Source organism: Streptomyces sp. NPDC038213 (assembly GCF_055600495.1).
In genome coordinates, this window is the sequence record NZ_JBVJYM010000022.1 from 60,836 (window position 1) to 80,895 (window position 20,060).

Annotated in this window: 14 protein-coding genes; 2 read left to right on the forward strand and 12 right to left on the reverse strand. The window is 72.8% G+C overall.

What is annotated here, in order from left to right; genetic code table 11:
• Positions 1–21 precede the first annotated feature (21 nt).
• From ACZ7JZ_RS25785 to nrdR, 5 genes are all read right to left on the reverse strand, one after another.
• Positions 22–627 (reverse strand): YdbC family protein, encoded by a 606-nt coding sequence (locus ACZ7JZ_RS25785; RefSeq protein WP_470943239.1) that lies wholly within the window; start codon positions 625–627, stop codon positions 22–24.
• An 18-nt stretch (positions 628–645) separates the two neighbouring features.
• Positions 646–1,482 carry an arylamine N-acetyltransferase family protein gene (locus tag ACZ7JZ_RS25790; RefSeq protein WP_470943241.1) on the reverse strand — a complete coding sequence of 279 codons (837 nt, stop codon included), beginning with the start codon at positions 1,480–1,482 and terminating at the stop codon, positions 646–648.
• Entirely contained in the window at positions 1,469–2,233 is a 765-nt protein-coding gene (locus tag ACZ7JZ_RS25795) for a DUF2071 domain-containing protein (protein ID WP_470943242.1), read from the reverse strand. The genes ACZ7JZ_RS25790 and ACZ7JZ_RS25795 overlap by 14 nt, the downstream gene beginning before the upstream one ends.
• Positions 2,234–2,355: 122 nt before the next feature.
• Positions 2,356–5,244 carry a vitamin B12-dependent ribonucleotide reductase gene (locus tag ACZ7JZ_RS25800; RefSeq protein ID WP_470943244.1) on the reverse strand — a complete coding sequence of 963 codons (2,889 nt, stop codon included), beginning with the start codon at positions 5,242–5,244 and terminating at the stop codon, positions 2,356–2,358.
• Positions 5,245–5,405: 161 nt separating this feature from the next.
• Positions 5,406–5,918 (reverse strand): transcriptional regulator NrdR, encoded by a 513-nt coding sequence (gene nrdR, locus ACZ7JZ_RS25805; RefSeq protein WP_470943245.1) that lies wholly within the window; start codon positions 5,916–5,918, stop codon positions 5,406–5,408.
• 489 nt (positions 5,919–6,407) lie between these two features.
• On the opposite strand from nrdR, the gene lexA reads away from it, so the two are divergent.
• Complete coding sequence (gene lexA, locus ACZ7JZ_RS25810; RefSeq protein ID WP_470943246.1) at positions 6,408–7,199, forward strand: transcriptional repressor LexA; 792 nt, start codon at positions 6,408–6,410, stop codon at positions 7,197–7,199.
• Between the two features lie 186 nt (positions 7,200–7,385).
• Here lexA and ACZ7JZ_RS25815 read toward each other — a convergent pair whose 3' ends face one another.
• The 5 genes from ACZ7JZ_RS25815 to ACZ7JZ_RS25835 are packed head-to-tail and all read right to left on the reverse strand — an operon-like array spanning position 7,386 to position 15,391.
• Positions 7,386–9,356, reverse strand: a complete 1,971-nt coding sequence (locus ACZ7JZ_RS25815) for an ATP-dependent DNA helicase (protein ID WP_470943247.1) — start codon at positions 9,354–9,356, stop codon at positions 7,386–7,388.
• Positions 9,357–9,393: 37 nt separating this feature from the next.
• Positions 9,394–11,232, reverse strand: a complete 1,839-nt coding sequence (locus ACZ7JZ_RS25820; RefSeq protein WP_470943249.1) for an IucA/IucC family protein — start codon at positions 11,230–11,232, stop codon at positions 9,394–9,396.
• A 58-nt stretch (positions 11,233–11,290) separates the two neighbouring features.
• On the reverse strand, positions 11,291–12,031 hold the full coding sequence (locus ACZ7JZ_RS25825) for a GNAT family N-acetyltransferase (protein WP_470943251.1): 741 nt from the start codon (positions 12,029–12,031) through the stop codon (positions 11,291–11,293).
• 17 nt (positions 12,032–12,048) lie between these two features.
• Positions 12,049–13,941, reverse strand: coding sequence for an IucA/IucC family protein (locus ACZ7JZ_RS25830; RefSeq protein WP_470943252.1), 1,893 nt, complete (start codon positions 13,939–13,941; stop codon positions 12,049–12,051).
• A 28-nt stretch (positions 13,942–13,969) separates the two neighbouring features.
• Positions 13,970–15,391, reverse strand: a complete 1,422-nt coding sequence (locus ACZ7JZ_RS25835; protein ID WP_470943253.1) for a diaminobutyrate--2-oxoglutarate transaminase family protein — start codon at positions 15,389–15,391, stop codon at positions 13,970–13,972.
• A gap of 216 nt (positions 15,392–15,607) precedes the next feature.
• Here ACZ7JZ_RS25835 and ACZ7JZ_RS25840 point away from each other — a divergent pair, with 216 nt between their 5' ends.
• Positions 15,608–16,834, forward strand: a complete 1,227-nt coding sequence (locus ACZ7JZ_RS25840) for a trypsin-like serine peptidase (RefSeq protein WP_470943255.1) — start codon at positions 15,608–15,610, stop codon at positions 16,832–16,834.
• 121 nt (positions 16,835–16,955) lie between these two features.
• Here the strand turns inward: ACZ7JZ_RS25840 and hflX are convergent, their stop codons facing one another.
• Positions 16,956–18,458: a GTPase HflX gene (hflX, locus tag ACZ7JZ_RS25845; protein WP_470943256.1), complete on the reverse strand. Its 1,503-nt coding sequence runs from the start codon at positions 18,456–18,458 to the stop codon at positions 16,956–16,958.
• A 144-nt stretch (positions 18,459–18,602) separates the two neighbouring features.
• Positions 18,603–20,045 carry a M1 family metallopeptidase gene (locus ACZ7JZ_RS25850; RefSeq protein ID WP_470943258.1) on the reverse strand — a complete coding sequence of 481 codons (1,443 nt, stop codon included), beginning with the start codon at positions 20,043–20,045 and terminating at the stop codon, positions 18,603–18,605.
• Positions 20,046–20,060 lie beyond the last annotated feature (15 nt).

Below are 20,060 nucleotides of genomic sequence, written 5' to 3' on the forward strand. Positions count from 1 at the left end.
AGTGCGGGCCCGGCTGCGGGTTCAGACGGTCCAGTTCCGCTCCAGGTCGATGACGTCCCCGGTCAGCGCCTCGATGTCGGCTTCGAGCCGGGCCCGCAGGGACAGCCGCTCGATCCGCTCCTCGCGGTACTTCCCGTGCTCGGCCTGCGAGTCCCACATGGACAGCACCAGGAACTCGCGCCCGGGGGCCTCGCCGAACAGGCCCCTGACCATCCCGGGGGACCCCGCCATGGCCGGGTTCCACACCTTCTCCTGCATCAGGGCGAAGTGGTCGAGCCGCCCCTCCCGCACCCGGCAGTGTGCCACCCGCAGCAGGTCGGCGTCGGTGAACTGGGGGGTGAACCCCGTCTTCACGTCGAAGCGGTGGTCGAAGAGCGTGACCCGGGCGTCCGTGAAGGTGCCGTGCTGGGCGGCGGCGAGCCGGTCGTGCGAGCGGGCCATGAAGGAGTCGTAGAAGGAGCGGCTCTCCCAGAAGGCGAAGACGTGCGCCACCCCCTGCCGGCCCCGGCTCCAGCCGCCGCCCTGCCCCCGGAAGCCGGGCTCGCCGGGCAGCCCCGCCCACTTCCGCTGCCCTCGCTCGAACCCCCGGCGGTCCACCACCGTGCAGCGAATCCACTTGACCAGCACCGCGCCATCGTACGGCGATCAGTGCGGTCGCGGTCGGAGTCCGGCCCAGTCCGTGCGGACCAGTTGTGCCGCGTCCGCTTCCGGCAGCCCGATCCCGAACTCCCGGTCGAGCACCCCGATCAGATCATCGGGTGCGACGGGGCTCCGCTCGGACTCCAGGCCGGGCCGGAAGCGGGTCAGCTCCCCGTCGACGAGGGCGAGGCGGGTGCCCTCGCCCGGGCGCATGGCGACGATCCGTCCGGTGAAGAAGGACTGCGGGTGGGTGGCGCTCCAGTGGTTCATCAGGGCGAAGTCGACGGGGTGGAGCCGCTGCGGGGAGAAGGCGTACAGGTCGCGCCAGCCCCCGTCGCCGCGTAGCGCGCGCAGGACGAGGATGCCATCCTCCTCCGCGGCCACGGCGAAGCTCCAGCCGCCCTGGTGCACGACCGTCCCGGGCTCCAGCGGCACGGGCTCCGTCGGTCCCTGGGCGCCGAACCCGGCGTCGGCCAGCCAGGGCCGGCCCGCCACCGTGACCACGAGGAGGGCGTGGGTGACCGGCAGCAGGACCTCGCCGCGGGTGCGGTTGCGGGCGCCGCGCCCGGCGACGTCGAACCCGATCCGCTCCAGGGCGGCGGCCAGGAGCGAGTTCTGTTCGTAGCAGTACCCCCCGCGGCGCCGGCGGACGAGCTTGTCCTGGAGCTCCCCGGTCCCGAGTGGGACGGGTCGCCCGAGGGCCACGTCGAGGTTCTCGAAGGCGATGGCGCGCGAGTGGTGGCGGTGCACTGCGTACAACGTCTCGAGGTCCGGCCGGAGTTCCCCGCCGTACCCGATCCGCCCGAGGTACGCGTCGAGGTCGAGGGCGTCACCCTGCCACACGGGGGGCCTCCGTCCCTGCCGGGGCGGCTCCGACCGGCAGGGACGGCAGGGGGTGCCAGCTGACCGGTACGTTCCGCTGGACGAGGGCGCTGTCGAGGTGCACGGTGCCCGCGGGGAACCGCTGCGGGTCCTCGAAGTAGCTGGAGCCGACGGACTCCAGGTCCACGGCCTCCGCCCGCCAGGCGTCGGTCTGCAGCCGCATCCCTTCGAGGCGCAGGCCCGAGCGGCCCGGCGAGTAGGCCTTGGGGCCGAGCCGGAAGAACTCGGAGGCCTCGTCGAGCCCGTCGAACAGCTCGCTCCCCCGCAGCTCGCCGGCCAGGTGCGCGACCGCGCGTACGCGGGTCCCGCCGTCCCGGGTCTCGTAGCCGATCTCCCAGTCCCGCTCCGACTCCCGGACCTCGAAGAGGGCCGAGCCGTGCGTACCGGGGAACAGCCGCCCGCCCGCGACGACGTTGACGAGGGAGCCGCTGTCCCGGTGCGGGATGTACACGCCGGTCTCGGGCCCGTCGGGGCCGTCCCATTCGACGGCGAAGCGGTGGGCGGCGTTCTCGCTGCGCAGGCCGACCGCGCCGGGCGCCCAGCTGGGCCGGGCGCGCCCGAGCCTGAGCAGGCAGATGCCCGCCACGGCCCAGCCCCTGACGAGCTTCGGCCGCAGGCCCGCGGGCAGCAGTGCGGCCGCGGTGTCCGGCTCGACCCGGTAGTTGACCAGGAGCCTGCGCTCGATCACGGTCGCCAGCTTCGGAGTGATCATTCCCCGTCCTCCCCCTCGGCGCAGCGCGCCGTCCCCGACATGAGAACACGGGCGGGGGCCGCGGGGATCGCGGCCCCCGCCCGTGCGGGGTGCTCAGGCCCTCACCGGGCCGGGTGCGGTGATCAGCTGCAGCCGCTGGTCGAGCCGCAGCCCTCGCAGATGTAGCAGGAGCCGGCGCGCTGCATCTTCGTACCGCAGGAGAAGCAGAGCGGGGCGTCCGCGCTCACGCCGAGCTGCATCTCGACGAGTTCGGCGTTGGTGTGCGCCTGCTTCGGGGCGGGCACCGGGGCGATGACCGCGGGCTGCGGGATCGGGGCGACGGCCGCGAGCGGCGCCGACTGCGCGAGGCTCTCGGTGTCCAGCTCCTCGTCGAGCGGCTCGTACGAGCCGGTCTCCAGGTGGCGCTGGCGCTCCTCGGCGGTGTGGATGCCGAGGGCCGAGCGGGTCTCGAAGGGCAGGAAGTCCAGCGCCAGGCGGCGGAAGATGTAGTCGACGATCGACTGCGCCATCCGCACGTCCGGGTCGTCCGTCATACCGGCCGGCTCGAAGCGCATGTTGGTGAACTTGGAGACGTAGGTCTCCAGCGGGACGCCGTACTGCAGGCCCACGGACACGGCGATGGAGAAGGCGTCCATCATGCCCGCGAGGGTCGAACCCTGCTTGGACATCTTCAGGAAGACCTCGCCGAGGCCGTCGTCCGGGTAGGAGTTGGCGGTCATGTAGCCCTCGGCGCCGCCGACCGTGAAGGAGGTGGTGATGCCGGGGCGGCCCTTGGGGAGGCGCTTGCGGACCGGGCGGTACTCGACGACCTTCTCGACCGCGGTGCGGATGGTGTCCTCCGCCTTCGCGGTGACCTCGGCCTTCTCGTCCTCCTTCTTCTTGGCGGAGAGCGGCTGGCCGACCTTGCAGTTGTCGCGGTAGATCGCGAGGGCCTTGACGCCGAGCTTCCAGGCCTCGAAGTAGATCTCCTCGACCTCCTCGACGGTCGCCGTCTCCGGCATGTTGACCGTCTTGGAGATGGCGCCGGAGATCCACGGCTGGATCGCGGCCATCATGCGGACGTGGCCCATCGGGGAGATGGAGCGCTCGCCCATCGCGCAGTCGAAGACCTCGTAGTGCTCGGTCTTCAGGCCGGGGGCGTCGACGACGTTGCCGTGCTCGGCGATGTGGGCGACGACCGCCTCGATCTGCTCCTCCTGGTAGCCCAGGCGGCGCAGGGCCTGCGGGACGGTGCCGTTGACGATCTGCATCGAGCCGCCGCCGACGAGCTTCTTGAACTTGACCAGGGCCAGGTCCGGCTCGACACCGGTGGTGTCGCAGGACATCGCCAGGCCGATGGTGCCGGTCGGGGCGAGGACGGAGGCCTGGGCGTTGCGGAAGCCGTTCTTCTCGCCGAGGCGTACGACGTCCTGCCAGGCCTCGGTGGCCGCGGCCCAGATCGGGGTGTCGAGGTCGTCGCCGCGCGGGGCGGTGGCGTTGGCGTCGGCGTGCTGCTTCATGACGCGCTTGTGGGGCTCGGCGTTGCGGGCGTAGCCGTCGTACGGGCCGACGACCGCCGCGAGCTCGGCGGAGCGCTTGTACGCCGTACCGGTCATCAGCGAGGTGATGGAGGCGGCGAGGGTGCGGCCGCCGTCGGAGTCGTACGCGTGGCCGGTGGCCATCAGCAGGGCGCCGAGGTTGGCGTAGCCGATGCCCAGCTGGCGGAAGGCGCGGGTGTTCTCGCCGATCTTCTGGGTCGGGAAGTCCGCGAAGCAGATGGAGATGTCCATCGCGGTGATGACGAGCTCGACGACCTGGGCGAAGCGCTCGGTGTCGAAAGACTGGTTGCCCTTGCCGTCGTCGCTGAGGAACTTCATCAGGTTCAGGGAGGCGAGGTTGCAGGACGTGTTGTCCAGGTGCATGTACTCGCTGCACGGGTTCGACGCGGTGATCCGGCCGGACTCGGGGCAGGTGTGCCAGCGGTTGATCACACCGTCGTACTGGATGCCCGGGTCGGCGCAGGCCCAGGCGGCCTCGGCCAGCTTGCGGAAGAGGGCCTTGGCGTCGACCTTCTCGATGACCTCGCCGGTCATGCGGGCGCGCAGGCCGAACTCGGCGCCGTTCTCGACGGCCGTCATGAACTCGTCGTTCACGCGGACGGAGTTGTTGGCGTTCTGGTACTGGACGGACGTGATGTCGTCGCCGCCCAGGTCCATGTCGAAGCCCGCGTCGCGCAGGGCGCGGATCTTCTCCTCCTCCTTCACCTTGGTGGCGATGAAGTCCTCGACGTCCGGGTGGTCCACGTCCAGGACGACCATCTTGGCCGCGCGGCGGGTGGCGCCGCCCGACTTGATCGTTCCTGCGGACGCGTCGGCGCCGCGCATGAAGGAGACCGGGCCGGAGGCGTTTCCGCCGGAGGAGAGGAGCTCCTTGGAGGAGCGGATGCGGGAGAGGTTCAGGCCGGCGCCGGAGCCGCCCTTGAAGATCATGCCCTCTTCCTTGTACCAGTCGAGGATCGACTCCATGGAGTCGTCGACGGCCAGGATGAAGCAGGCGGAGACCTGCTGCGGCTGGGGCGTGCCGACGTTGAACCACACCGGCGAGTTGAAGCTGAAGACCTGGTGCAGGAGGGCGTAGGTCAGCTCGTGTTCAAAGATCTCCGCGTCGGCGGGCGAGGAGAAGTAGCCGTGGTCCTCGCCGGCCTTCGTGTACGTCTTCACGATCCGGTCGATGAGCTGCTTCAGACCGGTCTCGCGCTGCGGGGTGCCGACCGCGCCGCGGAAGTACTTGCTGGTGACGATGTTGACCGCGTTGACCGACCAGAAGTCGGGGAACTCGACGCCGCGCTGCTCGAAGTTCACCGAGCCGTCGCGCCAGTTGGTCATGACGACGTCACGGCGCTCCCAGGCCACCTCGTCGTACGGGTGCACGCCGGGGGTGGTGTGGATGCGCTCGATACGCAGGCCCTTGCCCGTCGCCTTGGCTCCCTTGGTGCGGGAACCACGTGCCGGACCGCTCGCCGTCTCTGTCATGCCGATGCCTCCCATATACGGGCAAAAACGCCCTGCTGTGCCGTCGAAATTCCGGGCACGGTGGTGTGTGTCTGATCTGGCTTGGTTCGCCCGCGGCGCGCGGGGCGCCGAAGGCAGGCTGTGGGGCCGCCGGGGGCCGGCCGCGCGCGGCGGCCGGCCGCTCAGTCGGCGGCGGTGGCGGGCACGGGGACCGGACAGGTCCCGCCGTGTCCGCAGGGCTCGCGGGCGGGCCGCTCCTTGCGCAGCTCGCCGATCGCGGCCTCGAAGTCCTCGAGCGAGTCGAACGCCTTGTAGACCGACGCGAAGCGCAGGTAGGCGACGACGTCCAGCTCCTGGAGCGGTCCGAGTATGGCCAGGCCCACGTCGTGGGTGGTCAGCTCGGCGCTGCCGGTGGAGCGCAGCGCCTCCTCGACCCGCTGGCCGAGCTTGGCCAGCGCGTCCTCGGTCACGGGCCGCCCCTGGCAGGCCTTGCGCACTCCGGAGATGACCTTCGTGCGCGAGAAAGGCTCCGTCACACCGCTCCGCTTGATCACCATGAGTGACGCGGTCTCCACCGTGGTGAAGCGGCGGGAGCAGTCCGGGCACTGGCGGCGTCTGCGGATGGACGTTCCGTCGTCGGTGGTGCGGCTGTCGACGACGCGGCTGTCAGGGTGCCTGCAGAAGGGGCAGTGCACGGCTCCTCACCCTCCCTCATGGCACGACTGAATGGGCTCCGGAGCGCCGTCCGAAGACGGGGGCAGGGACTGCCGCGGCTCTCGAAGCAGCCACCAGCATATGCGATGTCGCGCGCCTCAGCAGACCGAGGAACACAACTTATGGGTGGCCGCGGCAATCCAACCACTAGATCTTGGGTTGGCCTGCATTTGGCTCGCCCCGCGTGTCGCGGGGCCCGATGGCCGGATCCAGGCGGGTCCGGTGCCAGACTGGAGCCCTTGCCCGCCGCAGTCCCGGACCGGTCCGCTCCGACGCGGAAGGGTACCGCGGGAGGGATTCCGCCGCCGAACCGGCGTTCGGTACGCAGGCCCGTTCGATCTCCCCATACACCTGGTCATGTGATCACGTCGAGTGAACTCCACTTTTTCACTCGAACGTGTGTTTGGCGCAACCTTTCGAAAGCTACTACCGTTGATCGGGCCAGGGAGAACAAGTCGAGAGGGGCCGACGTGACCACCACCGCAGACAGTGCCACCATCACTGCCCAGAACCGCTCCCAGAGCCGACTCGAGCCGGTGCATGCCATGAATGACGCAGCCATGATCCCGGAGGGCGAGGGCGTACGCCCCGCACGCTCCCTGCCCGGCCGTCCCCCTGGCATCCGCGCCGACAGCTCCGGGCTCACGGACCGGCAGCGCAGGGTCATCGAGGTCATCCGGGACTCCGTGCAGCGGCGGGGGTACCCACCGTCCATGCGCGAGATCGGCCAGGCCGTCGGCCTGTCGAGCACGTCCTCCGTGGCGCACCAGCTCATGGCCCTGGAGCGCAAGGGCTTCCTGCGCCGCGACCCGCACCGCCCCCGGGCGTACGAGGTCCGCGCCTCGGACCAGCCCAGCTCGCAGCCCACCGACACCGCCGGCAAGCCCGCCGCGTCGTACGTGCCCCTGGTCGGCCGGATCGCCGCAGGCGGCCCGATCCTCGCCGAGGAGTCCGTCGAGGACGTGTTCCCCCTCCCCCGCCAGCTGGTGGGCGACGGAGAGCTCTTCGTCCTGAAGGTCGTCGGCGACTCCATGATCGAAGCGGCCATCTGCGACGGCGACTGGGTCACGGTCCGCCGCCAGCCCGTGGCGGAGAACGGCGACATCGTGGCCGCCATGCTCGACGGGGAGGCCACCGTGAAGCGCTTCAAGCGCGAGGACGGGCACGTCTGGCTCCTCCCGCACAACGCGGCCTACCAGCCCATCCCCGGTGACGAGGCCACCATCCTCGGCAAGGTCGTCGCCGTCCTGCGGCGGGTCTGACCGCCCGCACGAACCGGCCTCCGGGACCCACTGCGCCGGGCCCGGAGGCCCGCCACACCCGCGCCCGCGCCGGAAACCCCCGCCGCGGGCGCGCCCGTGTCCGTATGTCCGCACCCGGAGTTCCCGACGGCGCGGCGAGGCGCAGTGCCGGGCGCCGCGGCCCCGGCGAGACCCGGAAGAGACGGTCTAGCTGCCGTCCTGCTGGGCCGCCGTGTCGATGGCAGCCAGGGACCTGCGGACCTGGTTGCGGTCCGTGGTGTACCAGAAGTCGGGCAGTGAGGACCGCAGGAAGCTCCCGTACCGGGCCGTGGCCAGCCTCGGGTCGAGGACGGCCACCACCCCCCGGTCCCCCGTGGCCCGGACCAGCCGGCCCGCGCCCTGAGCCATCAGGAGCGCGGCGTGCGTGGCGGCCACGGCCATGAAGCCGTTGCCCCCCGACTCCTCCACGGCCCGCTGGCGCGCGCTCATCAGCGGATCGTCGGGCCGCGGGAACGGGATGCGGTCCATCACCACCAGCTGGCAGCTCGCCCCGGGCACGTCCACGCCCTGCCAGAGCGACAGCGTCCCGAACAGGCAGGTCCGCGGGTCCGCGGCGAAGGACTTGATCAGCTCGCCGAGGGTCTCCTCGCCCTGGAGGAGGATCGGCACGTCGAGCCGGCTGCGCAGCTCCTCCGCGGCCGCCTGCGCGGCCCGCATCGAGGAGAAGAGCCCGAGGGTGCGGCCGCCCGCCGCCTCGATCAGTTCCGCCAGCTCGTCCAGCATGTCCCCGCGGGAGCCCTCGCGGCCGGGGGTGGCCAGGTGCTTGGCGACGTACAGGATCCCCTGCTTCGGGTAGTCGAACGGGGAGCCGACGTCCAGGCCGCGCCAGACCGGCAGGTCCTCGCCCTCCACGCCCTCGGGGGCCAGGCCCAGCGAGGCGCCGACCCCGTTGAAGTCCCCGCCGAGTTTCAGGGTGGCCGAGGTCAGCACCACCGAGCGCTCGGCGAACAGCTTCTCCCTGAGCAGCCCGGACACCGACAGGGGGGCGACGCGCAGCGTGGCGCCGAAGCGGTCGTGCCGCTCGTACCAGACCACGTCGTACTCGGAGCCCTGGGTGATCCGCTCCGCGACCTGGTGCACGGTCTCCACCGAGGCCAGGGCCTGCTTGCGTACGGCGTCCTCGTCCTGAACGGACTTGTCGCGGGTCGCGCCGATCCCCGAGATCACGTCGCGCGCCGCGTCCCGCAGGGCGAGCAGCGCGTACCCGAGGTCCTCGGGGATGGTCTCCAGGCGGCCCGGCAGGGCCAGCTCCATGATCCGCTCGAAGCCCTCGGCGGCGCTCTGGAGGGAGTCCGCCGTCTTCTCGCTGACGAGCTTCGCGGCCCGCTTCACGGCCCGGTTGACCTGCCCGGGCGTGAGTTCGCCGGTGGCGACCCCGGTGACGCGGGAGACCAGCTCGTGGGCCTCGTCCACGATCAGCACCTCGTGCTGCGGCAGCACGGGCGCGCCCTCGATGGCGTCGATGGCCAGCAGGGCGTGGTTGGTGACCACCACGTCGGCGAGCTTGGCCCGCTCGCGGGCGGCCTCCGCGAAGCACTCGGCGCCGTACGCGCACTTCGTCGCGCCCAGGCATTCCCGGGAGGAGACGGAGACCTGCGCCCAGGCGCGGTCGGAGACCCCGGGGGTGAGGTCGTCGCGGTCCCCGGTCTCGGTCTCGTCGGCCCAGTCGCGCAGGCGCAGCAGGTCCTTGCCGAGCTTGCTGGTGGGTGCGGCGGCCTCGAACTGGTCGAAGAGGCCCTCCTCCTCGTCCTGCGGGGCCCCTTCGTGCAGCCGGTGCAGGCAGAGGTAGTTCGACCGGCCCTTGAGCATGGCGAACTGGGGGCGGCGGCGCAGCTGCGGGTGCAGCGCCTCCACCGTGCGCGGCAGGTCGCGCTCGACCAGCTGCCGCTGGAGGGCGAGGGTGGCCGTGGCGACCACCACGCGCTCGCCGTGCGCCAGGGCCGGGACCAGGTACCCGAGGGACTTTCCGGTGCCGGTGCCGGCCTGGATCAGCCGGTGCGAGTTGTCGTCGATGGCTTCGGCGACGGCTTCGGCCATGGCCACCTGGCCGGGGCGTTCCGTACCGCCGACGGCGGAGACGGCGGCGTGCAGCAGGTCGGGGAGGGAGGGCTTCGTCATAGCGCTGTCCACCCTACGCGGCGCCGCTGACAACGGTTCACGGTTGGTGCAGCGGATTGGGGACGGTTCCGTCCACGACGGCGTGCGGGCGCTCGGGGCGGTCGCGGTAGCCGTCGGTGTGCAGGCGGTTGCGGTTCAGGCACAGCCGCTCGATGCGCGGGCCGAGCAGCTCGAAGAGTTCGAAGCGCTCCTTGAGCTCGGGGAAGCGCTGCTGGTACCTGAGGATCTCGGCCCGTACGAGTGACCAGAACTGCGCCTCGGGTACGCCGAGCCGGTCCTCGCACAGGGCGGAGAGGTAGCGGAAGACCCCGACGAAGAGCCCCGAGTGGATGAACTGGGGCAGGAAGCCGGCGGGCTCGGTGAGCAGGACCCGGCGCACCTCTTCGGGCATCGCGGCGCGCTCGGGCAGCGGTTCGGCGCTGACGTTGACGTCGTCGACGAAGTCCTTCACGGCCAGGCGGACGGGCACGTCGTATGCGTCGAAGACGACGATGGCGTTCTCGCCGTGCGGGGAGAAGACGGTGCCGTAGCGGTAGAGGAAGTGGAGCAGCGGGGGCAGGAGGGCGGCGAAGAGCCGCTGCAGCCAGACCGCGGGGCTCAGGCCGGAGCGGGCCACGAGCTCGGCGGTGAAGGCGCGCCCGCGGGGGTCGGTGTGCAGGAGCGAGGCGAGGGTGCGGGCGCGCTCCCCCGGGTCGAGGGCGCCGGTGAGCGGCTCCCGCCAGATCGCTCCGAGGAGCTCCTTGTACTGGTAGGGGACCTCGGGGAGCTGCTCGTACACGGGGTGGGTGACGGTGACGGAGGCGACCTCTCCGAGGAGGATCACGCGGCACTCGTCGCGGAGGAAGGGGTCCTGGTCGCGCAGGGAGTGGACCCAGGCCGTCACGGCGGGGGCGGCGAGGGCGAGCCGGCTGGGCAGGCCGCGCCAGACGAGGGTGTTGAAGACGGACAGCGGGAGTTTGACGCTGTGCCGGTCGGGCCGCGAGGTGTTGAGGAAGGTGCGGATGGACTGCTGCGGCAGCCGCTCGTCGGGGTCGGCGGGCAGGGGGACCAGGGCGCCGGAGGCCACGGAAGGGGCGAAGAGGGTGAGGACGGCCTCGTCCCACTGCCAGGGGTGGACGGGGAAGTAGAGGTACGCGCGGGGGTCGAGCCCGCGCTCGTGGAGGACCGCGTCGAAGCCGGCGCGGGTGGCGGGGGCGAGTTCGCGGGCGTAGAGGGCGGCGGGGTCCTCCAGCCCGGCGACCCCGCGGTACGCCGCGAGGGAGGTGTGGGCGGCGAGCCAGGGGAGCCGGTGGCGGGTGCGGGCCTCCGGGGACCAGGTGGCGGCGTCTGCGGCGGAGAAGCCGATCCGGCCCTTGTTGAGGACGAGCCAGGGGTGTCCGGTCTGGTGGCCTTCGAGGGAGGCGTAGTCGAGGTCGGCGAGGACGTCGGCGGTGAGGGCGGTGTGGTCGAGGCGGGCGTCGGCGCTGAGGGTGGAGGAGAGCTCGCGGACGAGGTGGCCGAGGGTGGCGCCGTCGAGGGCGAGGGTGCGGCGGGCCAGGACGAGGAAGCGGAAGGGGTCCGTGAGGGGGACGGGGGCCGGGGCGGCGGTGAGGGTGAGGGTGAGGGTGCCGGGGTCGACCTGCCAGCTGCCGTAGGCGCGGCGGCGGGCGCGGAAGCCGAGGAGGGCTCCGTCGTCGAGGGCGAGGGTCCAGGCGTCGGCGCCGGTGGGGTCGGGGCGCGGGGTGACGATGTCCTCGTACGCGAACTCTCCGAGCATCTTCGCCAGGAGGCGGCGGGCCGCGGAGTCCCAGTTCGGTCCGGTCAGCTCCGGCGGGGTGTGCGGCGCGGAGGGGTCCGCGGGCAGGCCGGGTCCGGGTGCGGCGGAGAGAGGGGGCACGTGACTCCTCGGGTGGGAACTCTGGGCTGGGGAGCGGCGTTGTGCAGTGTGACGGGGCTCACAGGAGATTGCGCAGGGACCGCTCGCGGATCATCAGGGCGGCGCGCTTCTCCGGGAGGTCGATTTCCGAGGCGAGGCGGAAGCCGGAGCTGAGGAAGGCGGAGACGGAGGGGGTGTTGCGGATGTCCGGTTCGGCGATGACCCGGGTGCAGCGGGGGCGGTTGGCGAGGACCAGATCGGCGACGGTGCGCAGCAGTCTGGTGCCCAGACCGCGGCCGCGGTCGGTGCAGTCCCCGATGAGCAGGTGGATACCCGTGTCGTGGGGGCGCGCGGGGTAGTGGCGGGAGACGGGGTCGAGGTCGGCCCGGTAGATCTCCCAGTAGCTCATCGGCGTGCCGTCGAGCAGGCCCATGCACGGGATGCTCCTGCCGTCGCCTTCGAGTTGGGCGCGCAGGTGGGCGGCGGTGGTCTCGGCGGGTCCGGCGAGTTCCCAGAAGGCGTCCACGGCCGGGTCGTTCATCCAGCGGGCGAGCAGGTCGAGGTCGCGGTCGAGGCGTACGGGAGCGAGCTGGAAGGTGCCCTCGGCGAGGGTGGCGGGCCCCCATGCGGCCGGGGAGTCCAGCAGGTCGGCCTCGGCGAGGAAGGGCAGGCTCTCCACGGTGCCCGGGCGGACGGCGGGCGGCTCCGCCTCTACTGCATCCGTGAAGAGGGCGCGGAACTCGGGGGGCAGCCGCAGGTCGAGGGTGTCCTCGCAGGGGGTTCCGCTGTGGAGGGGGGTGCCTGTCTCGGTGGAGTGCATGGGCGCTCTTCCCGGTTTCAGTCGTGGAGGGGGTTGGTGAGGGTGACGTAGACGGACTGGGTGTCGACGGGGCCGACGAGTTCGTCGAGGCCGTGGAGCCGGGTGAGGAGGTTGGCCTTGCAGCGCAGGGTCGGGGAGTCGAGCAGCAGCGCGGGCAGGGGGCCGAGGGCGCAGGCCTTGCCGAGGAAGCGGCGGAAGGCGGCGAGGAGGACGCGCTCGTCTGCGAGCTGCTGGGATCCGAAAGCGCCGATCAGGCCGAGGACGTTGTTGATGCCGAGGTAGTAGGCGAAGCGCTCGTCGGTCACGGCGTCGGAGACGAAGGTGTCGCTGGCGGAGCCGATACCGGGAAGGCGGCGGTCGAGTTCGGTCCGGCGGGATTCCCGGAAGTAGTAGCCCTGGTTGTCCCGGTAGCGGCCGCCGACGGGCCAGCCGGAGCGGTCGAGGAGGACGAGGGTGTTCTGCTGGTGCGCCTCGAGGGCGATGCCGGCCAGGTCGTCGAGGGCGAGGACGGGGAGGACCACGTGGTCGAGATAGCGCAGGAACCACTCGGTGGAGACGGCCGAGGCGGGGCGGCCGGTCGCGGAGACGAGCCGGGAGACGGTGTCGGCGAGCCGTGAGCTGACGGTGCCGCGGCCCGGCCAGGGGCGCGGGGAGGTCAGGGCGGCGATGCAGACGGCGTCGTCCGCGGGGCCGAAGGGGTTGTGGCGGAGCATCACGTCGAGTCCGGGGACGGGTGCGCCGTCGGGTCCGTCGACGGCTGCCCAGGCGGGGTCGCGGACGATGTCGAAGCCGGGGTGGGAGGCCTGCCACTGCTCGCTGAGCCCGGAGCGCAGCAGCCGGTGGACCTCGACGCCGCGGTGGAGCTCCTTGCGGAGGTTCTCGCGGCGGGAGTTGGTGATGGGCAGGCCGAGGGACAGCTTGAGCATCGCCGGTGTGCCGGGGCGGTGCACGGTGCGGATGGAGGAGGTGGGGTGCCAGGGCTCCCCGTGCGGGCCGAGGTCGTGGAGCAGGCCGGCCTCGTAGAGGGCGGCGACTGCGGGGCGGTGCCGCAGTTCACGGGCCTGCCAGGGGTGCAGGGGCAGGGGTGCGGTGTTCGGCGGGAGCGCGAGGGAGGGGGCGAGGCGGCTGAGCAGCTGTTCCGCGGGGAGGGTCCGGCCGCCTTCGGTCCAGGCGGAGTCGGTGGCGAGCAGGCCGCGGTCGACGGCGGCCCAGTGCAGGGGGAAGGAGCCGTACGCCTCGGGCGAGTAGGCCCGGCACTCGGCCTCGGAGAGCCCTTCGCGGCTCTTGGGGGTCGGGTGGAGGGGGTGGCCCAGGAGGAGGGACTGTTCCGCGGTGAGGAAGGGGTCGTGTCCGGTCGGCGGTGCGGGGTGTGCGCGCCGGGTGGCGATGAAGGCGGCGGTACGGCGTACCGAGTCGGCGACCCGGCCGACCAGGTCCGCGCCGCCGCGGGCGCCGCCCTCGCGGACGAGGAGGGCCGCGAGGGTGACGGCGTCCAGGGCCGGGGCCTGCGGTGGTGCGCCTTCGAACCGCGGCGGGGCGAAGCGGTGCCAACCCGCCGCCGACCAGTGGCGGACAGGGACCAGGAGGGTGGCGGCGGAGCGGTGCAGGGGGATCCGCAGGAGGGGGCCCTCGGGGCGGTGCAGGTTGGTCTCCCGTACCCAGCAGCGCAGCAGGTTCTCCACGGCGGCGGCCTCGGCGGCGACGGCGGGGTCGGGGTGGTCGAGCAGTTCGGGCTGCCCGGACGGGGGAAGGGGGGCGGGGTGCGCCGGGGCGAGCGGGGTGGAGCGGGGGACGCCGTCCTTCTGGCGGGGGACGGTGGGGGCGGCGGCCTCGGCTGCCTCTGCGGGCTGGGCGTGGGGGGCGGGGTGGCCTTCGGCGGGCGACGGTTCGGGGGCGGGGGTGGGGTTCACGGCGGCTTCCTTGGAGGAGGGGTCCGGTTCAGTGCGCGGCCTGGCGCGCGGGCGGCCGGATGCGGGCGGCGGCGGCCACGGCGTCGGCGAGCCGGTCGAGGACGGCCGTGGCCTGCTCGTCGGTGAGGGTCAGCGGGGGCAGGAGGCGTACGACGCTGGAGTGCCGGCCTCCGAGTTCGACGATGAGCCCGCGGTGCAGGCACTCCCGCTGGACGGCGGCGGCCAGGGCCGGGGCGGCGGGGGCGGGGGCGCTGCGGGGGGTGGGGGGGGTGGGGGGGCCGGGAGGGGCGGGGGCCTCCGGGTCGACGAGTTCGACGCCGATCATCAGGCCCCGGCCTCGGACCTCGCCGATGCAGGGGTACTCGCCGGCGAGCTGCCGGAGGGAGGCGAGCATGCGCGCGCCGAGTTCTGCGGCGCGTTCGGCGAGACGGTTCTCGCGGACGTGGGCGAGGGTGGCGGTGCCGGCGGCCATGGCGAGCTGGTTGCCGCGGAAGGTGCCGGCGTGGTCGCCGGGCTGCCAGGTGTCGAGGTCCTCGTGGTAGACGACCACGGCCAGGGGGAGGCTGCCGCCGATGGCCTTGGACAGCACCATGACGTCGGGGACCACCCCGGAGTGCCCGACCCCCCAGAAGGAGCCGGTGCGGCCGACGCCGGTCTGCACCTCGTCGGCGATCAGCGGGATGCCCCGGCTGCGGGTGGCCTCGCGCATCCGGCGCAGCCAGGCGTCGGGGGCGGGGAGCACCCCGCCCTCGCCCTGGACGGGTTCGACGATCATGCCCGCGGGGGCGGGGATCCCGGCCTTCGGGTCGTCGAGGAGGTTCTCGGTCCAGAGGGCGGAGAGCTCGGCGCCCTCCTGTCCGCCGCGGCCGAAGGGGCAGCGGTACTCCTGGGGGAAGGGCAGCCGGGTGACGCGGGCCTCGCGGGCGCCGCCGGAGGCGTCGAGGGCCCCGGCGGTCATGCCGTGGTAGGCGCCGGTGAAGGCGAGCAGTCCGGTGCGCCCGGTGGCGGTGCGCACGAGTTTGAGGGCCGCCTCCACGGCGTCGGTGCCGGCGGGTCCGCAGAACTGGATCCGGCCGCGCTCGGCGAGCGGGGCCGGGAGGTTGGCGAACAGCTCGGTGGTGAAGGCGTCCTTGACCGGGGTGGCCAGGTCCAGCACGTGCAGGGGGGCGCCGGATTCGAGGACCTTGCGGATGGCCTCCAGCACCACGGGGTGGTTGTGGCCCAGGGCCAGGGTCCCGGCGCCGGAGAGGCAGTCGAGGTAGCGGCGGCCGTCGGCGCCCTCGATGGTCAGCCCCCGGGCCCGCACCGGGACGATGGGCAGGGAGCGGGCGTAGGTCCGCGCCGACGATTCGCGCAGGGCCTGCCTCCGCAGGATGGCCTCGGGCTCCCCCGCCCCGCCGGCGGCTCCGGCCTCGTGGGGAACGGCGACGGCATGGTCGGTCAAAGCCACGGCTCTCGGTCCTCCCGGATGGATTGCTCCTCGAACAAGGACGCTGTCCTCGCCTTCCCCCGTACGTACCAACGACGCGGGCGGCGGGTGAACACGGGTGGCTCCGAAGATCCTTCCGGGTGACGGAACCGCGCCCCCGGCCGGTGCCGTCACCAACGGCAGCGGCATAGTGGGGGGTTGCACTCCACGCCTCGAAGCAGCAGGGGGATACACGACATGCGACCGATCCGACCGGCCTCCGCCTCGTCCGGCGGGCGGAGCCCCCACCGCGGACCCCGGGTCCTGGCGGCCGCCGGCCTGTGCGCGGTCCTCGCCCTGACCGCCGCCTGCAGCCCCGGCGGGGACGGGGGCGCGACCGGTGCCGGTGCCGCCCCGAGCGCCCCGGCGCCCGGCCCCGGCGGGATCAAGATCCCGGACGGTCTGCGGGACAAGCTCCGCGAGCACGGCATCGACCTCGACAAGTGGCGCGACGGCGCCTGGCGGGACTGGAAGAAGGACGACTGGCTCCGCGAGGCCGAGGACTTCATCAACCCGGTCATCGAGGACCTCTGGGACCCCGACCGGATGCGCCGGGCCGAGCAGCCCGACCAGCCGGTGGCCGACCCGGACCTCGGCCGGGACCAGGGGGTCACGGATCCGACCCCGGCGCCGGTGCGGGCGCGGCCGGTCGGGACGCCGTACCGCCAGAACGCCCCCGAGGCCGGGAAGGTGTTCTTCGACGGCCCCGACGGCTCGATGGTGTGCTCGGCGACGGTGGTGAAGGACCCCGCGAACCCAGGCAGGTCCAACATGGTCTGGACGGCGGGCCACTGCGTGCACGCCGGCAAGAAGGGCGGCTGGTACCGCAACATCGCCTTCGTACCCTCGTACAACGACGCCGGGAAGTCCGCCGCGGCGCTCAAGGGCGCGACCCGCGACGAGGTGGCCCCGCTCGGCGTGTGGTGGAGCGACTGGGCGCAGACCTCGGAGCAGTGGATCGCCGAGGGAGGTCCGACCGGGGGTGCGGGCGCGCCGTACGACTTCGCGGTGCTGCACGTGACCCCGGAGAAGGAGACGGGCAAGTCGCTCGAGGAGACGGTCGGTTCGGCGCTCCCGGTGGAGTTCGCGGCCCCGTCCGTGCCGAAGATCTCGAAGATCACGGCCACGGGCTACCCGGCGGCGGCCCCCTTCGACGGGCAGCGCGCCTTCCAGTGCGCCGACCGGCCGGGCCGGCTGTCGCTGAACGCGCAGGACCCGGTGATGTACCGGATCGGCTGCACGATGACCGGCGGCTCCTCGGGCGGCGGCTGGGTGGCCGCGGGCCGCGACGGCAGCCCGGTCCTGGTGTCGAACACCTCGATCGGCCCGGTCAGGGCGGGGTGGCTGGCGGGTCCGCGGCTGGGTCCCGAGGCCAAGGCCGTGTTCGAGGCGGTCAGCAGCAAGGCGGCAGCCGCCGCGCGCTGAGCAGCACGGAGCGAAAGGGCCCCGGCCCCCGCAGTCGGGGGGCCGGGGCCCTTCTCGTGTGTTCCGCGCGGACGCGGTGCCCGCACCGTCAGCGCACGGTCAGGACGCCGTCAGTGCGCTGTCACTGCTTCGCCGGCACGTACGGCGCGAGGTCGGCGGCCAGCTCCTCGTTGACCCGCGCCTTGATCAGCGTGCCCTCCGCGGTGTGCTCCTCGGAGATCATCTCGCCCTCGGCGTGGGTCCGGGCGACCAGTCCGCCGTGGGTGTAGGGCACCAGGGCCTCCACCTCCACGGACGGGCGGGGCAGCTCGGAGTCGATGAGCGCGAGCAGCTCGTCCATGCCCATGCCCGTACGCGCCGATACGGCGATGGAGTGCCGCTCGATCCGCAGCAGGCGCTGGAGGACCAGGGGGTCCGCCGCATCGGCCTTGTTGATGACGACGATCTCCGGTACGTCGACGGCGCCGACCTCCCGGATCACCTCGCGCACCGCCGCCAGCTGCTCCTCCGGCGCCGGGTGCGATCCGTCGACCACGTGCAGGATGAGGTCGGAGTCGCCGACCTCCTCCATCGTGGAGCGGAACGCCTCGACGAGGTGGTGGGGCAGGTGCCGGACAAAGCCGACCGTGTCGGCCAGGGTGTAGACCCGGCCGCTCGGGGTCTCGGCGCGGCGCACGGTCGGGTCGAGGGTGGCGAACAGCGCGTTCTCCACCAGGACGCCCGCGCCCGTGAGGCGGTTGAGCAGCGAGGACTTGCCCGCGTTGGTGTAGCCGGCGATCGCGACGGACGGGATCTTGTTCCGCCGGCGCTCCTGCCGCTTGATGTCGCGGCCGGTCTTCATCTCCGCGATCTCCCGGCGCATCTTCGCCATCTTCTCGCGGATCCGGCGCCGGTCCGTTTCGATCTTGGTCTCACCGGGACCGCGGGTGGCCATGCCGCCACCGCCGCCGCCGCCCATCTGCCGGGACAGCGACTGGCCCCAGCCGCGCAGCCGCGGCAGCATGTACTGCATCTGCGCGAGTGCGACCTGCGCCTTGCCCTCGCGGGACTTGGCGTGCTGGGCGAAGATGTCGAGGATGAGGGCGGTCCGGTCGACCACCTTCACCTTGACGACGTCTTCGAGGGCGATGAGCTGGCCGGGGCTGAGCTCGCCGTCGCAGACCACGGTGTCGGCGCCGCTCGACATGACGATGTCGCGCAGCTCGCGGGCCTTGCCGGAACCGATGAAGGTGGCCGGGTCAGGCTTGTCGCGGCGCTGGATGACACCGTCGAGCACGAGGGCGCCCGCGGTCTCGGCGAGCGCGGCGAGCTCCGCAAGGGAGTTCTCCGCGTCTCCGACGGTCCCCGAGGTCCAGACGCCGACCAGCACGACGCGCTCCAGGCGCAGCTGGCGGTACTCGACCTCGGTGACGTCTTCGAGCTCGGTGGAGAGGCCCGCGACGCGGCGCAGGGCCGCGCGCTCGGAGCGGTCGAACTGGTCGCCGTCCCGCTCTCCGTCGATCTCGTGGCTCCAGGCGACGTCCTCTTCCATCAGGGCATCGGCCCGAAGGCTCTCGGTGAAGCTCTGCGCGTCTGCGTCCCGGGGGTCGCGCGCATCCTGGGAAGGGGAAGAAGAGGAGGTCATTGGATCCTTACGTCGATACGAATGCTCTGTGTCGGCGACAACGCGCGGCGGCTCCGGAAGATTCCCGGGGCCTCGCCCCTGCCGGTGGTCCGGACCGGGGTGCGGCACCGACCTGTCGATACTGGCATGCCCGGGGAGCGGGAGTCACACGCTTTTCGCGGGCTTCCAGTCGGGGTGGCCGGGCATCGGCGGGGTCGTCCTGCCGTACAGCCAGGCCTGGAAGAAGGGGCCGAGGTCGCGTCCGGCGATCTCGGAGGCGAGGGCGGTGAAGTCTGCGGTGCCCGCCACCCCGTCCTTGTGCTCGGCGACCCAGCGGCGCTCCAGCAGGTCGAAGGCGCGGGTGCCGATCTCCTGGCGCAGGGCGTACAGGACGAGGGCGGAGCCGTCGTAGACCACGGGCCGGAAGAGGCCGATCTTCTGGCCGGGTGCGGCGGGCTTGGGGGCGGCCGGGGGGCCGCCGGCGGCGCGCCACTGGTCGGAGCGCTGGTACGCCTCGCGCATGCGCCGTTCCAGGGAGTACTTGCCGAGGCCGTCGGCGTACAGGGCCTCGTACCAGGTGGCGTGGCCCTCGTTGAGCCACAGGTCGGACCAGGTGCGGGGGGTGACGCTGTTGCCGAACCACTGGTGGGCCAGTTCGTGGACCATGACGGCCTCGACGTACCAGGCGGGGTAGCCGGGGTCGGTGAAGAGGACGCTCTCGAAGAGGGAGAGGGTCTGCGTCTCCAGCTCGAACCCGGTGCGGGCGCGGGCGATGAGGATCCCGTAGTTCTCGAAGGGGTAGCGGCCGACGCGCTCCTCCATCCACGCGAGGTGGCCGGGGGTCTTGGCGAGCCAGGGCTCGAAGCGCTCGCGGTCGGCGGCGGGGACCACGTCGCGCAGGGGCAGGCCGCCGGGGCCGGTGCGGTGGACGACGGCGGACTTGCCGATGGAGACCTGGGCGAGTTCGGTGGCCATGGGGTGGACGGTGCGGTAGGTCCAGGTCAGGGCCTTGCCGCCGGAGTGGCGGACGGCGGATTCGGGGAGTCCGTTGGCGACGGCGGTGAGTCCGGCGGGGGCGGTGACGCTGATGCGGAACTGCGCCTTGTCGGAGGGGTGGTCGTTGCAGGGGAAGACGCGGTGGGCGGCGTCGGCCTGGTTGGCCATGGCGAGCCCGTCCTCGGTGGGCACCCAGCCCCCGTCGCCGCTGCCGCGCGGGTCGCTGGTGTGGCGGACGGTGATCCGCAGCGGGGCGCCCTGGGGGACGGGCCGCGCGGGGGTGAGCACCAGGTCCTCGCCGGCCGTGGCGAAGGCGGCTTCGGCGCCGTTGACCCGGGCCGATGCCACGGTGCCGTGGGTGAAGTCGAGGTTGATGCGCTCCAGCGGGGCGAGGGTGCGGGCCTCGATGGTGGTGACCGCGTCGAGGGGGGTGGTGTTGCCGGTGTACGTGAACGACAGGTCGTACGCGAGGACGTCGTAGCCGGGGTTGCCGAGGGCGGGGAAGAGGGTGTCCCCGATGCCGAGGGGCTGCGGCGGGGGCAGGGCGGCGGCCAGGGTCAGCGCGGCGGCGCCGAGGAGGGCGGCGCGCAGGCGGCGGGAGGTGAGCTGCATGGACCACCGCTACCA

What these genes read in the sequence shown, in the direction of transcription:
- ACZ7JZ_RS25795 (WP_470943242.1), bottom strand. Translation starts at nt 2,233, where the DNA reads ATGATCACTCCGAAGCTGGCGACCGTGATCGAGCGCAGGCTCCTGGTC.
- ACZ7JZ_RS25800 (WP_470943244.1), bottom strand. Translation starts at nt 5,244, where the DNA reads ATGACAGAGACGGCGAGCGGTCCGGCACGTGGTTCCCGCACCAAGGGA.
- ACZ7JZ_RS25815 (WP_470943247.1), bottom strand. Translation starts at nt 9,356, where the DNA reads ATGACGAAGCCCTCCCTCCCCGACCTGCTGCACGCCGCCGTCTCCGCC.
- ACZ7JZ_RS25825 (WP_470943251.1), bottom strand. Translation starts at nt 12,031, where the DNA reads ATGCACTCCACCGAGACAGGCACCCCCCTCCACAGCGGAACCCCCTGC.
- ACZ7JZ_RS25840 (WP_470943255.1), top strand. Translation starts at nt 15,608, where the DNA reads ATGCGACCGATCCGACCGGCCTCCGCCTCGTCCGGCGGGCGGAGCCCC.
- hflX (WP_470943256.1), bottom strand. Translation starts at nt 18,458, where the DNA reads ATGACCTCCTCTTCTTCCCCTTCCCAGGATGCGCGCGACCCCCGGGAC.
- ACZ7JZ_RS25850 (WP_470943258.1), bottom strand. Translation starts at nt 20,045, where the DNA reads ATGCAGCTCACCTCCCGCCGCCTGCGCGCCGCCCTCCTCGGCGCCGCC.